Origin of the sequence: Microbispora sp. ZYX-F-249 (assembly GCF_039649665.1) — a bacterium.
Taxonomy (GTDB): domain Bacteria; phylum Actinomycetota; class Actinomycetes; order Streptosporangiales; family Streptosporangiaceae; genus Microbispora; species Microbispora maris.
In genome coordinates this window covers 45,763-57,754 of sequence record NZ_JBDJAW010000046.1, presented here as the reverse complement: position 1 = coordinate 57,754, position 11,992 = coordinate 45,763, and the positions used below count along the sequence as shown (strand labels likewise).

At 67.5% G+C, this 11,992-nt stretch carries 14 protein-coding genes and 1 tRNA gene; 11 read left to right on the top strand and 4 right to left on the bottom strand.

The window, feature by feature from the left end:
* Positions 1 to 323: 323 nt before the first annotated feature.
* Positions 324 to 722, top strand: coding sequence for a DnaJ-like cysteine-rich domain-containing protein (locus AAH991_RS34575; RefSeq protein ID WP_346230136.1), 399 nt, complete (start codon positions 324 to 326; stop codon positions 720 to 722).
* Between the two features lie 214 nt (positions 723 to 936).
* On the opposite strand, the gene AAH991_RS34570 is transcribed toward AAH991_RS34575, so the two are convergent.
* Positions 937 to 1,413, bottom strand: coding sequence for an NUDIX hydrolase (locus AAH991_RS34570; protein WP_346230135.1), 477 nt, complete (start codon positions 1,411 to 1,413; stop codon positions 937 to 939).
* Between the two features lie 3 nt (positions 1,414 to 1,416).
* Entirely contained in the window at positions 1,417 to 2,157 is a 741-nt protein-coding gene (locus tag AAH991_RS34565; protein ID WP_346230134.1) for an XRE family transcriptional regulator, read from the bottom strand.
* Between the two features lie 150 nt (positions 2,158 to 2,307).
* On the opposite strand from AAH991_RS34565, the gene AAH991_RS34560 reads away from it, so the two are divergent.
* On the top strand, positions 2,308 to 2,526 hold the full coding sequence (locus AAH991_RS34560; RefSeq protein ID WP_346230133.1) for a hypothetical protein: 219 nt from the start codon (positions 2,308 to 2,310) through the stop codon (positions 2,524 to 2,526).
* Positions 2,527 to 2,703: 177 nt separating this feature from the next.
* Here the strand turns inward: AAH991_RS34560 and AAH991_RS34555 are convergent, their stop codons facing one another.
* On the bottom strand, positions 2,704 to 3,060 hold the full coding sequence (locus AAH991_RS34555; RefSeq protein WP_346230132.1) for a GntR family transcriptional regulator: 357 nt from the start codon (positions 3,058 to 3,060) through the stop codon (positions 2,704 to 2,706).
* 125 nt (positions 3,061 to 3,185) lie between these two features.
* Here AAH991_RS34555 and AAH991_RS34550 point away from each other — a divergent pair, with 125 nt between their 5' ends.
* The 8 genes from AAH991_RS34550 (at position 3,186) to AAH991_RS34515 (ending at position 9,708) form a co-directional block, all read left to right on the top strand.
* A complete protein-coding gene (locus AAH991_RS34550) occupies positions 3,186 to 3,527 on the top strand; it encodes an SCO3933 family regulatory protein (RefSeq protein ID WP_346230131.1) in 342 nt (113 codons plus the stop codon).
* Positions 3,520 to 4,872 carry an FtsK/SpoIIIE domain-containing protein gene (locus AAH991_RS34545; protein ID WP_346230130.1) on the top strand — a complete coding sequence of 451 codons (1,353 nt, stop codon included), beginning with the start codon at positions 3,520 to 3,522 and terminating at the stop codon, positions 4,870 to 4,872. Before AAH991_RS34550 ends, AAH991_RS34545 begins: the two co-directional genes overlap by 8 nt.
* 18 nt (positions 4,873 to 4,890) lie before the next feature.
* Positions 4,891 to 5,541 carry a DUF2637 domain-containing protein gene (locus AAH991_RS34540; protein WP_346230129.1) on the top strand — a complete coding sequence of 217 codons (651 nt, stop codon included), beginning with the start codon at positions 4,891 to 4,893 and terminating at the stop codon, positions 5,539 to 5,541.
* A gap of 17 nt (positions 5,542 to 5,558) precedes the next feature.
* Positions 5,559 to 5,921: a hypothetical protein gene (locus AAH991_RS34535; protein WP_346230128.1), complete on the top strand. Its 363-nt coding sequence runs from the start codon at positions 5,559 to 5,561 to the stop codon at positions 5,919 to 5,921.
* A gap of 257 nt (positions 5,922 to 6,178) precedes the next feature.
* A complete protein-coding gene (locus tag AAH991_RS34530; protein ID WP_346230127.1) occupies positions 6,179 to 7,570 on the top strand; it encodes a replication initiator in 1,392 nt (463 codons plus the stop codon).
* Positions 7,567 to 7,758, top strand: coding sequence for a helix-turn-helix transcriptional regulator (locus AAH991_RS34525; RefSeq protein WP_169983532.1), 192 nt, complete (start codon positions 7,567 to 7,569; stop codon positions 7,756 to 7,758). Before AAH991_RS34530 ends, AAH991_RS34525 begins: the two co-directional genes overlap by 4 nt.
* Entirely contained in the window at positions 7,755 to 9,119 is a 1,365-nt protein-coding gene (locus AAH991_RS34520) for a tyrosine-type recombinase/integrase (protein ID WP_346230126.1), read from the top strand. The genes AAH991_RS34525 and AAH991_RS34520 overlap by 4 nt, the downstream gene beginning before the upstream one ends.
* A gap of 67 nt (positions 9,120 to 9,186) precedes the next feature.
* Positions 9,187 to 9,708: a hypothetical protein gene (locus tag AAH991_RS34515; RefSeq protein WP_346230125.1), complete on the top strand. Its 522-nt coding sequence runs from the start codon at positions 9,187 to 9,189 to the stop codon at positions 9,706 to 9,708.
* 188 nt (positions 9,709 to 9,896) lie between these two features.
* Here AAH991_RS34515 and AAH991_RS34510 read toward each other — a convergent pair.
* Positions 9,897 to 9,969 (bottom strand) — tRNA-Arg (locus AAH991_RS34510).
* 863 nt (positions 9,970 to 10,832) lie between these two features.
* Here AAH991_RS34510 and AAH991_RS34505 point away from each other — a divergent pair.
* On the top strand, positions 10,833 to 11,957 hold the full coding sequence (locus AAH991_RS34505) for a D-alanyl-D-alanine carboxypeptidase family protein (protein ID WP_346230124.1): 1,125 nt from the start codon (positions 10,833 to 10,835) through the stop codon (positions 11,955 to 11,957).
* Positions 11,958 to 11,992: the final 35 nt, after the last annotated feature.

The following is an 11,992-nucleotide window of genomic DNA, read 5'->3' as shown; positions in this document are numbered from 1 at the left end:
AGTCCTGCCAAGCATCTCGGCCATGTGATTGAACATAGCGACCGCGCATGCCGTGTGCACGGGCTCGATGTCCGCATATGAAGAGCCCGGTCTTGGCCTTGCTCGCGGTCGGCCAGCTTCCCCTGGGTGGTCACGACTCAGGTGCTCGGCTATTGTCGGGCGATCCTCGAGCTGGCATCGTCTCTCCCGTGGTCGTCGATGGGAGAGGGCGCTTGCGTTCCCCGCGGAGACGTCGCTGGTCGCAAGTACCGTTGGCCTTGCGGGAGTGGTGGAGGAACGGGCGACACCTCCACCCTTCACCGCCCATGAAAAGGGAAGAAAGTATGGGAGAGTCCAACAGACGTGATGGCGAAGAAGGGTGGAGCAAAGAAGGAGCGGATTGGTTCAACAGCCTGCCTTGGGATGATGCTAAATACCTCTTAACGCGACAGGAGGGCGACGTCCGAGACAAAGAAGATGAAAAGAGGCTAGGAAGGCTGCTAGAAAGTTACGAGAAGGCAACTGGCTACAAGTGGGCGACGGAACTGGAAGCCGGTGAGTATGTGTTTGAATGTCTTGAATGCAATGGAGATGGGTCCGTAAAAGTCATCGTCAGCGAACGCGACTTTGTCTGGGAGACCTGCTCCGACTGCAGGGGAGAAGGGGTCCAGTACCTGGACGAGGAGGAAGCGGCCGAACGGATCGACGCTGGCTACACGCCTCTCCGCACGCCCAGCACGTAATCGAAGAGTACGAGTGCCGGAAGCAAGCGCCGCCATGGTGGGTCTGCTGTACGAACAGGTGGCTACATCGGCTCATGCTTTGGCGGAACATCCGCTCATGCCGCAATCAGAGCGTCATCCCAAGACTGGCCCGGTTGCCAGCTGACGAAATGCCGATCGTAGCTCATGGGCGGGACAGTCTAATCCAACAATTTCAGGCCGTACGCAAGGCTTCTCACCCGATGTACGGCAGGCCGGTGCCGGTGAGGTAGTGGCCGATCCGCAGGGCCATTGAGCGGTCCATCGGCAGCGCCTCGACCTGGTCGCGTGGCACCCATCGGACCTCGGTCGACTCGCTGCTCGGGGTCGGCTCGCCGCTGATGGCGCGGGCGGTGAGGACGATGGAGAACTCCTGCCGGGCCTCGCCGTTCGAGGTGTAGAGAATCACGTGGCGGGGGTCGGTGTAGGTGCCGACGAGGCCGGTGATCTCACAGACGATGCCGGTCTCTTCGAGGGTCTCGCGTACAGCGGCCTGGGGGAGGGATTCGCCGAGGTCGATGGCACCACCGGGGACGGCCCAGTTGCCGTTGTCGCTGCGGCGGATCATCAGGATGTCCCCGGCGTCGTTGGTGACGACGACATTGACGGACGGGACGAGGCTGTTCGGCCTAGGAGCGTCAGGGTCGTCGTAGTAGTCGATCCGGCGCGGCATGACTCAGGACTCTACTGGTGCGGCCTGCTCCCACACCCGCTCAAAGCTATCGACATACGTGGTGACCATGTCCCCGCCTAACACCTTGCGCAGGTGCAGGACGGGCGCGTTGCCGGCGGGCACGCCGTACACGTGGGTGTTTACGAGAAGCTGATCGTCGCCGCGGTAGATGGAGTTGTACAGCACCGTGGGGTGAAGCCGGATCTCGACTCCGTCCAAGCCGCGGATGGGCCGGTAGAGCACGAGGGCGTTGCGAATCCTGGCCGCCATGCCGTCGTCAACACCCTCGTCCGCGCCGCGCTGGGCGACCTGGGGGCTGTCGGGGTCGCCGAGCAGGATGCGTACCCTCACTCCGGCTGCGGCCTTCTCGGCGAGCATGCGCACGATGCCGGCGTCGTCAGCGAGGAATAGCCCGCTGTAGACGAGGATGCCGATCTCGTTCTGGGCCTGGGCGAACAGACGTCCCCAGGCGTCCCGGGGGACGGCCCATCGGTGCGGGTAGACGGTGACGATCTCACTTTCGGACGCCGATGCCACCTGCTCGCGTGTCAACGCCTCTGGCCACAGGTAGCTCTCGTCCATCCCCAGGTGGGTGGCGACGGCGTATCTGTGCTTTCGGTACGGTGCGCGGCCTTTGGTGATCCAGCGTTCGACGGTCTTGGGGTCCACCTCGATGGCAGTCGCCAGCTCGGCGATGCTCACGCCGCGTTCCAGAAGGGCCGCGCGTAGTCGCTCGTTGGCCATCTCACCTGCCGCGTAGGACGTCCAGGGACGTGGCAATCGTAGACGGGACGTCTTGAACATGTCCCGTCGTGTAGTGATCTCGTCCTCCCCTTTCGCCGCACTCTCGGTGTCACAACGCACCACTACCTGCGACGAAAGGAGAACAGACCAATGACAGACACCACGATCGCCCCTCCGGAGGAGGTGCCCGGCTGCGAGTGCGGGGCGCTGCTGGAGGAGGGACAGACCCGGTGCTCTAAGTGCATCGCTCGTGACCGGTGGGCACGCCGTCAGGTCGCCCGCCGCCGGGCCGCTCGGCGTCGCGCCATCACCCGTCGTCCCCCACGTGGCCCGCTCGGCGCCGCCGCCCTGGGGGTGATCTGGTCGTGAGCGCGCTGCCTCTGATCATCGCCCTGGCGCTCAGCGCGGTTGTGACCGTCGGCTACGTGACGGTCTTGGTCGGCATCCGGCGGGAGGACAAGGCCATGCGTGGCGGGGTCGCCTCCGGGAACGCCTCCGCGCGGCTCGCTCGCCACGTCACCGGCTTAAAGGTCCGGGACGGTGGTCCTAACTCTCGGATCGCTGAGACAAGGTCGCTTCGACCCGCGCCAAGCGTTCCGACAAGTCCTGTACGGCGGTGCGTAGCGCGATGACCTCGCTCGCCAAGTCGCCCGCCGACCCCGGATCGGTGTCCGGGACGTCTTCCCGGACGAACACGCCCTTGCCCTGCTGGCCGATCACCAGGCCCTCGGTCCGCAAGATCCCGACCGCCAGCTTCACCACGCTGAGTGAGGCGTCGTACCGGGCGGCGAGCTGGGTGGTCGACGGCAGTGGGGAGCCGGGCGACAGAGATCCGCCGCGGATCTGCTCACGCAGATCGTCGGCGATTTGGAGGTAACCGGGCCGTCCCGTCTTCTTGACCATCCCTCTCCTGTCGTACGGCCACAAGTATCACACCACGCCACGGCGACCAAGCCAACCGAGAGGACATTGACAACCAGGCCAACCTAGTTAACTATGTTGGCCACGAGACTAAGGAGGTCCACAAGATGCGCACCATTCCGATCCCGGTCGATGTGACCAAGCTGCAGTTCGTCTGCGTCCGCGCGCCTCGCCCGCGCGTCCTGAACCAGGACACGGGCGAGATCAAGACCGACAAGAACGGCAACACCGTCTACGAGATCGTCCTGTCGGTCGAGGACGAGTTCGGCCGGATCGAACTCGTCAAGGTCGGAACCAGCGGCGAGCCCCAGGTCACCGCCGGACAGGACGTCACCCCGGTCGGCCTGGTCGGCTACGTCTGGGAAATGTCCCGGGGCGGCGAGGCCCGATGGGGCATCAGCTACCGAGCCAGCTCGATCGTCCCGGCAGGGGTGACCGCCCATGCGTGACGCCCTGCTGGTGCTGCTCCCGGGCCTGGCCGCTTCGGCGGCCGGCCTATGGGCCTGGCGCCACCTGCACTACCGGTCGTACTGGCTGCTCGTCGGCTTCCCACTGATGGCCGTCACCATCTGGGCGACCTGGCGCAAGGTCGCCCTCGGTTGTGGCCTGACCAAAAAGCGGCAACGCTGGTGGTTCACCCTTGTTCCCGGCGCGATCGCCTCAACCGGGCTCGTCAAAGTACGGCGGCGCTTCCAACGGGTCGCGGTCGACACCAAGCCGTTCATGTCGGTGCCCTTGCCGACCCGGCACGGCTGGCGCGTCACCGTCCACACCCTGGAAGGGCAGATCCCCGCCGACTACGCCCAGGCCGCCGAACGGCTCGCGCACTCCTGGGGGGTCCACGCCGTACGGGTCTCGTCCCCGCGGCCCGGCCGTGTGGTCCTGGCCGCCACCGTGCGGGACCCGCTCGTCCGGCTCGACCACCTCCCAGCCTCCGGCGAGCTCCTCACCGTCCACGTCGGGCGGCTGGAGACCGGGGGGCTGTGGACGATCGACTTCCGCACGGTGCCGCACTGGATCAACGCGGGTGCCACCCAATCGGGCAAGTCCAACCTCGCCAACGCCCTGCTGGTTGGGCTCGCTCCGCAACCGGTCGCCCTGGTCGGCATCGATCTCAAAGGCGGCGTCGAGTTCACCCCGTACGCACCACGCCTGTCGGCCCTGGCGACCACGCGGGCCGAGAGCGTGACCCTGCTGGATGACCTGGTGGCACTCATGGTCGACCGAATGGGGCTGTGCCGTACGGCCGGCGCGCGCAACATCTGGCAACTACCGCCCGGCGTGCGACCAGTCCCGGTCGTGGTGCTGGTCGACGAGCTGGCCGAGCTGTACCTGATGGCCGACAAGTCCGAGAAAGACGAGATCGCCCACACCTCGACCGCGCTGCTGCGCATCGCCCAGCTCGGGCGGGCGTTCGGCATCTACCTGTTCTGCTCCGGCCAGCGAATCGGCTCCGACCTCGGCCCCGGCGTCACCGCCCTACGCGCCCAGTGCTCAGGGCGGATCTGCCACCGGGTCAACGACCCCGAGACCGCGACCATGACGCTCGGCGACCTCGACCCCGCCGCCCTGGTCTCCGCTCGCGCGATCCCCGCCGAAACGCCCGGCGTCGCGATCGTCGCCAGCCAGGACGGCCAGTGGTACCGCGCCCGCTCCTTCCACGTCTCCGAGCAGACCGCAGAACACACCGCCCGGCACTGGTCCCGGCTCACTCCCACGTGGTCCGAGATCGCCCAGCCCGGCCGCGTCACCGGCCTTGATGAGGTCGCGCTGTCCGAGTTGTTGTCCGCCTGATCACGAAAGGGGGTAACGATGCGACGCCTCGCCTCATGGCTTCTCGACACCGGGCCGGTTCTCGTCCTGGCCGCCATCGCGGGTGCCGGATCGTTCACCCACATCCGCGAGACCGCCACCGACCACGGACAGACCGGCTGGATGTCGTGGGCCGTGGCCGTCTGCGTCGACCTCACCTGCGTCATGGCCGCCCGAGAACGGCAGCGCGACAAGAAGACCGGACGGCAACGCAACGGGTGGGTGTCCTGGCCGACGCTCGTCCTAGCCAGCGGGATCGTGTTGTCCCTGGCCGCCAACCTGCACCAAGCCGAACCGACCGTGTGGGGCTGGCTGACGGCGGCCACCCCCGCCGGGGCGTTCCTCATCGCCGTCTCGATGCTCGAACGCCGTGCCGCCGCCCCTCGTACTGATCCGTCCGCGCCCGCCCTGACCGTCGACGCCGTCCCGTCCTCGCCGTCCCCCGCTCCGGCGCTCGTCCCCGCCGCGCAGGACGGCGAGCCGGGACCGTCCCCGGCCCTGGTCGACTACGCCCGCCGCGTGGCCGACGAACACCAGGCCAAGCACGGCAAACCGATCACCCGCGACCTGCTGCGCGCCCGCCTCGGTGTGTCCAACCAGCTCGCCTCCGACCTGCTGCGCACCCTGCGAACCGCATCCGAACCCGCCTGACGAAAGGAGATCACCGCATGACCAACGACGACTACCGGCCCGCGCTCATTGCCGGGCTCCGCGCCCTGGCCGACTTCCTGGACGCCAACCCGGCCGTTCCCGTCCCACGCACTGTCAACGTCCTGCACTTCCCGCACCGCGCCACGGACGCAGACATGTGCACCGAGGTCGACCACATCGCCGAACTGCTCGGCACGTCGATCGACCCGCGCGAGCGCGAGGCCGGCCACTACGCCGCCTCGATCTGCTTCGGCCCTGTGGAGTACCGGGCCGTGGCCATCCTGGCCGCCCGCCGCGCCCAGTACGAAGCCGAACGCAGCTACGAGGGCTGCATCCAGCCCGACCCCATCCCCGACCAGAACGCGGCGCAGGCCGCCTGACCACGAAAGGAGGTGACACCTATGCCCGACACCGAACAGGCACCGACCACGAAACCTGTGCCGATCAGGCCTCAGCGGTGGCAGTGCTGCCACTGCGGTGGAGGCGGTCTCGACTCCTACGGCGAGACCTGCCGCCACTGTGACGGGCTCGGCTTCTGCTGATCCGTCCGCGCCCCCGGCCTGGCCGTACATCCGCCAAGACGCCTGCCAGGTCGGGGGCCATCCCTCCACCCATCGAGCGAAAGGAGGTCTCCATCTTGCCCGTAACATCCGCCAACGCGCACGCCATCCGCGGTGCCATCGCCCGACTCAACGACCCCAACTGCTCCCGCTTCGCCTTCCAGATCCGCCACACGGGCGGCTGTCGACAGCCGATCCACCTGCGTGGCAAGGTCGAACACTGGGACAGGGCTACCGGGACCCTGCTGCACCGCTACAGCACCCGTCTCGAACCCGACGGCGTCCTTCGCGTGCCGTGCAAGACCCGCCGCGCCTCCCGCTGCCCGGCCTGCGCCGAGACCTACCGGGCCGACACCTATCACCTCATCCGGGCCGGACTCGTCGGCGGTAAGGGCGTCCCCGACACAGTGACCGCGCACCCGTGTCTGTTCGTCACGCTCACCGCGCCGTCATTCGGCCCGGTCCACACCCGCAGGCAGCACAACGGGAGCGTCCTGCCCTGCCACCCTCGACGCGACGCCGAGACCTGCCCGCACGGGCGACTCCTGTCCTGCACAGCCCGGCACGGGGCCGACGATGACCGCCTCGGCGAGCCGCTGTGCCCCGACTGCTACGACTACACCGGCTCGGTCCTGTTCAACGCGGTCGCGCCGCTGCTGTGGAAACGCTTCGCCGACGCCCTTCGCCGGCACCTGGCCAAGCTCGGCGGCCTGACCCTCCGCGACATGCGCGACCAGCTCGTCGTCTCCTTCGCCAAGGTGGCTGAGTACCAGCGACGCGGCGTCGTCCACCTGCACGCCGTGATCCGCCTGGACGGCCCGGCCGGACCCATCTCCCCGCCCCCGGCCTGGGCGACGCTCGACCTGCTGAGGCAGGCCGTAGAGCACGCCACCTCAGTGGTCACGGCTAAGGTGCCCGCGTGCGTCGGCCAACCGGAACGCGTACTCCGATGGGGTACGCAGCTCGACGCCCGCCCGATCAAAATCGACGGCGAGCTGACCGACCAGGCCGTAGCCGGGTACGTGGCCAAGTACGCCACGAAGGCCGCCGAATGCGTCGGCACCATCGACCGGCGCATCGTTCCCGGCGAGGACCTGACCGCCTTGCCCGTCCGCGACCACGCCCGGCGACTCATCGCCGAATGCCTTCGCCTCGGTGCCTTTGAGGAGTTGGCCGAACTTCGGGTCACCCAGTGGGCGCACATGCTGGGCTTCCGCGGCCACTTCTCCACCCGATCCCGCCGTTACTCCACCACCCTCGGAGACATCCGCGCCGACCGCCAAAACCACGCCCGAGACGAAGACGTCACCACCGGCCGCCTGCCCCTCCTCGACGAAGACACCGTCCTTGTGATCAGCGAATGGGAGTACGCCGGAAAGGGCTACTCCCCGGGAGACGCACTCGTCGCCGGACTTGCGGGCGTGCCCTTGCCGCAATCGTCGCCACCGGATGGGGGCGATGCCCGATGACCCGGCGCGACGAACTCTTGACGGTGCCCGAGGTCCTCGCCGAGCTGGGCGGCGTCTCCCGCCGGACCTTCTACCGCTGGCGCGAACTCGGTCACGCGCCCAAGTGCATCAAGCTTCCCAACGGCGAACTCCGCGTCTGGCGCAGCGACCTCACAGCCTGGCTGGCCTCACTTCAGGAGGCCGCGTGAGCACCAGTTATGACGTGAAGTTCTGGGACATCCGTCGCAACGCCTCCAGCAAGACGCCTTCGTACGTTACGCGGTGGAAGGTCGGCCCCAAGGAGAAGTCCAAGACCTTCCGTACGAAGGCACTCGCCGAGAACTTTGTGTCCGATCTGCGGCAGGCGGCCAAGCGGGGCGAGGCTTTCGACCTGAGTACGGGGCTTCCCGAGTCGATGGCCAAGCCAGCCGATACCGGGCCGACATTCTTCGACTTCGCTCGGTCATACATGGCGGCCCGCTGGGTCCACTCGGCGGCCCGGACTCGCGAGACGATGACGTACGCCCTGCTGTCTCTCGTCCCCGCTCTCGTCAAGGATCTGAAGGGCAGGCCGGAGGACGAGGACCTCCGCGCGGTGCTGCGGGAGTACGCCTTCCTGCCGGACAAGCGGCGTGGAGAGCTGCGGCCGGAACACAAGGCGGCGCTCGCCTGGCTGGAAGCGGCGTCTTTGCCCCTCGTTGACCTGATGGAGCCGGCCGTGATCCGCTCGGCCCTCGACGCCATCGCCCTCCGCTTCGACGGCGAGCCGGCGGCGGCCAATACCGTACGGCGCAAGCGGGCCGTGCTCCATCACATGATGGAATCCGCGGTGGAGCTCAAGAAGCTGCCCGCAAACCCGCTGCATGCGGTGAAGTGGAAACCTCCGAAAGCCGCCGGGGCCGTCGACCCTCGAACGGTGGTAAATCCGGCTCAAGCGCGGGCGTTGCTGGACGCGGTGACCCAGGTGGGCCGTACGCGCGGCCCTCGGATGATGGCCATGTTCGCCTGCGTGTACTACGCCGCCCTCCGCCCGGAGGAGGCTTCGGGGCTGTGCCAACAGAACTGCGATCTCCCCGCCGAGGGGTGGGGCCTGATCACGCTGGAGAAGGCGCGGCCACAGGCGAACAAGCGGTGGACGAACTCGGGGGAGACCCACGATGAACGCGGCCTAAAACACCGGGCCAAGGACGACACCCGCGAAATTCCGATCCCTCAGGTCCTCGTCGCGATCCTTCGCGAGCACATCGAGACGTACGGCACAGCGAAGGACGGCAGGCTCTTCCGAACGAGCAAGGGTCGGCCGTTCTCCTCGTCGGCGTACTCCGCCGTCTGGCAGGAGGCTCGGCGGCTGGCCTTCACCGTTGAACAGGTCGCGTCGCCGTTGGCGGCTCGCCCATACGACCTCCGGCATGCGGCGGTCTCCTTGTGGCTCAACGCGGGCGTCCCGCCAACTGAGGTCGCCCAGCGTGCAGGGCACGGCGTTGACGTGCTCCTACGCGTCTATGCGAAGTGCATCGAGGGGCAACGGGCTCGCGCCAACGGGCAGATCACTAAAGCCCTGGAGCTGTAAGGTTCCGCCCTACTGGTCTCAAGACAAGCGGTCGGGTCGTTGCCCCGGCCGCTTTTATCGTTGAGAGGTGTCGGAAACCCTCGCCTACCGGGATCAGACCTTCATCAACTTTCGTGACTTCCACTTCGACTCCCCAACCGGGCATGCGTTCCGATGGGTCGACGTCAAGCGGTTTGATCTGCCTCGCTCTGATCCCGGCGACGACTGGTTGTTGACGGCGTTAACCGGCCATGTGGCCTTTCGCGACGACTACGCAGGGGGAGGCATAGAGGCCGAAGGACTGCGGCATGGGCCCTACTGGCTGCAGCACATCACCCCAGCCCGATATGTCCAGATCAATGAGGAGCACGCGAACGAACTCCTTCGCGGCTGGGCCGAACAGTTCGGGGTGCTTCCCCCTGCCCTGACCGCCCTCCTGGAACAAGAGGTCTACTCATTGCTCACGGCGGCGACGAGCCGATATCAGCTTGAAGACCTCGGCCACGAAGCCTTCCATGACTGGGGCGGAGTCCATACCGACTTCCACGAACTGATCCTCATCGACCGCACGGCCGGCGTCCTCTCGCTGCTCGTGGCCGCTGACGACTGATGCGAGACCTGACCGGAGAACGCCACCACTGTCTGCGTTGACCTGGCCGAACAGCCCAAAGATCATCCCGTGCATATTCCGTGAACGGTGATTCAGGGCTGCTCGCGGTGGCCTACGGCTGCACACGGGCGGAAGCCGCACCCGGAGAGAACCTCCAGGTCGGACGGCATACAACAAGGTCAACTAGGTGCCCCCGGCAGGATTCGAACCTGCGGCACCCGCTTTAGGAGAGCGGTGCTCTATCCCCTGAGCTACGGAGGCATGATGTGCATCAGTAAGCCTAGCGAAAGGTTGGGCCCGCTCGCGCCTCCACCGGGGGTGTCGTTTCGAGTTCCCCGGTCACCGGCGGGCTGACCTGCGGTAAAGGCATGGCAAGTCGCCGTACGGCGGAGTAGGCGGGGCGGTTACCGTCGCTGGCCGTGACCGTAACGCGACGTGGAGCCGCGCGTGGGCTGCGATCGGTGGTGCTCGTCGTGGCGTTGCTCGTGCCGGCGTTCCTGGCCTCGGGCATGCTCATGGCCGACTTCACCGGCTACGGGGAACGCGCCCGGGGCGATTTCGCGCCGGGTGCGACCATAGGGACGGAACCGGCCGGGACGGCGCGTGAAGGGAGTGCCGGAGCGCCCGCCGCGATCGTGGAAGGCCGGGCGCGTGGCGTGGGGCCGAGTGTGCCGCCCGCCGGGGACACTGCGGAGGCCCGAAGAATCGCCGTGGTCCCGATGGCGGGGGCGGTCCGCGAGCCCTTGCTGGATCCGACTCCGGTGCCCGAGCCGACTGGGCCGGCGCGTCTTTACGAGGGGTTCGTACGGATCCTTCCGATCGTCCGGCCCATCCGTGAGGTCGTCCCCAGGGCTGCCCCGGCGGTGCGGCGTCCGGCGGAGGCGAAGCCGGAATCTCGCGAGGAGACGACCTTCAGGTGCGCGCCCGAGTGGCGGGACACATGGCTGTGGGAGCTCTGCCGGGAGCAGGAGGCTCATTCCGAAGGCGGGCGATGAGCTGGAAACGCGCAAATGCGACGTGACCGGTCGATAGCGCTTGTGCGAACCGGGGCTCGGACACACAGGGCGCTGTAGTAACGTGCGTCCCTGACCCAGGTCACGAGTTCGCAAACGGGGGAGTCGATCGTGTCATCTCCTCGATCAGCCAGGCTGATCGCGGTCGTCACGGCGATGACTTCGCTGGCCGTCTGCGCGCCGTACGGCATGGCCGAGGCCGCCTCGGCAGGCGCCACGACCACCGCGCCGGAATCGACGACCGCGACCGCCTGGGCCGGCGAGCTCGGCAAGGAGCCCACCTCGCTGACCGAGCTGCGGCGTGAGGCCCAGAAGGCGTACAAGTCCATCGAGGACGCGAACAGGGCCCTGGTGGCGCGCCAGAAGAAGTTCGGCGCCGTGGAGAAACAGCTGGTGACGAAGCTCGAGAGCCTCCAGCAGGCCACGGCGGAGCTCAACAAGATGCGCAAGCCGCTGTCCGACCTGGCGTCGTCGCTGTATCAGGACCCGTCCGTCGACGGGCTCAGCCCGTTCTTCCGGGTGGGAAACGGCACGGACACCCTTCGGAGGATCGCCGACCTCGATCACCTGGTCGCCGGGCGCAACAACGTGCTCGGCGACGCGATCAAGTTGCTGGAGCGGCAGCAGCAGCTCGCGCAGGAGGCCCAGGAGCTCCGGGCGGCGAGCCTCCTGCAGGAGGCGCAGCTGAGCGCCCAGGTGGCCGCTCTGCGCAAGCGCTCGTCCACCCTGGTGCGATCGCTGACCAAAGCACTGATCAAGCTCGGTGTGAAGATCGGCGACGGGACGCAGGGGGCGGGGGGATGCGACCCCACCAGGATCACCCAGGCGGAGCAGTACCCGAACGGCCTGCTGCCCAAGAACATCCTGTGCCCGCTGCCGCAGAACGGAGAGACGCTGCGGGCGGACGCGGCGATCGCCTTCGCCGATCTCAACATCGCCTACAAGAAGCGGTTCGGCACCTCGATGTGCATCTCCGACAGCTATCGCAGCCTCAGCGAGCAGCAGTCGGTCTACTACCGGCGGCCCGGTTTCGCGGCCACTCCCGGCAAGAGCAATCACGGGCTGGGGCTCGCCGTCGACCTGTGCGGCGGCGTGCAGAACTTCCGTTCGGCGCAGTTCAACTGGCTGGAGGCCAACGGCAAGCGGTTCGGCTGGTTCCACCCCGACTGGGCTTACAGCAGCCCGTTCGAGCCCTGGCACTGGGAGTACGACCCCAAGCTCGGCTCGCTCCTCTGACGGGCCCCGGCGGCTGGACGAAGACGGGCCCGTCG

Bases quoted from the DNA above. Each gene is read 5' to 3' on its own strand.
- AAH991_RS34540 (WP_346230129.1), top strand. From the start codon at position 4,891: ATGCGACGCCTCGCCTCATGGCTTCTCGACACCGGGCCGGTTCTCGTC.
- AAH991_RS34560 (WP_346230133.1), top strand. From the start codon at position 2,308: ATGACAGACACCACGATCGCCCCTCCGGAGGAGGTGCCCGGCTGCGAG.
- AAH991_RS34570 (WP_346230135.1), bottom strand. From the start codon at position 1,413: ATGCCGCGCCGGATCGACTACTACGACGACCCTGACGCTCCTAGGCCG.
- AAH991_RS34575 (WP_346230136.1), top strand. From the start codon at position 324: ATGGGAGAGTCCAACAGACGTGATGGCGAAGAAGGGTGGAGCAAAGAA.
- AAH991_RS34550 (WP_346230131.1), top strand. From the start codon at position 3,186: ATGCGCACCATTCCGATCCCGGTCGATGTGACCAAGCTGCAGTTCGTC.
- AAH991_RS34555 (WP_346230132.1), bottom strand. From the start codon at position 3,060: ATGGTCAAGAAGACGGGACGGCCCGGTTACCTCCAAATCGCCGACGAT.
- AAH991_RS34565 (WP_346230134.1), bottom strand. From the start codon at position 2,157: ATGGCCAACGAGCGACTACGCGCGGCCCTTCTGGAACGCGGCGTGAGC.
- AAH991_RS34535 (WP_346230128.1), top strand. From the start codon at position 5,559: ATGACCAACGACGACTACCGGCCCGCGCTCATTGCCGGGCTCCGCGCC.
- AAH991_RS34525 (WP_169983532.1), top strand. From the start codon at position 7,567: ATGACCCGGCGCGACGAACTCTTGACGGTGCCCGAGGTCCTCGCCGAG.
- AAH991_RS34545 (WP_346230130.1), top strand. From the start codon at position 3,520: ATGCGTGACGCCCTGCTGGTGCTGCTCCCGGGCCTGGCCGCTTCGGCG.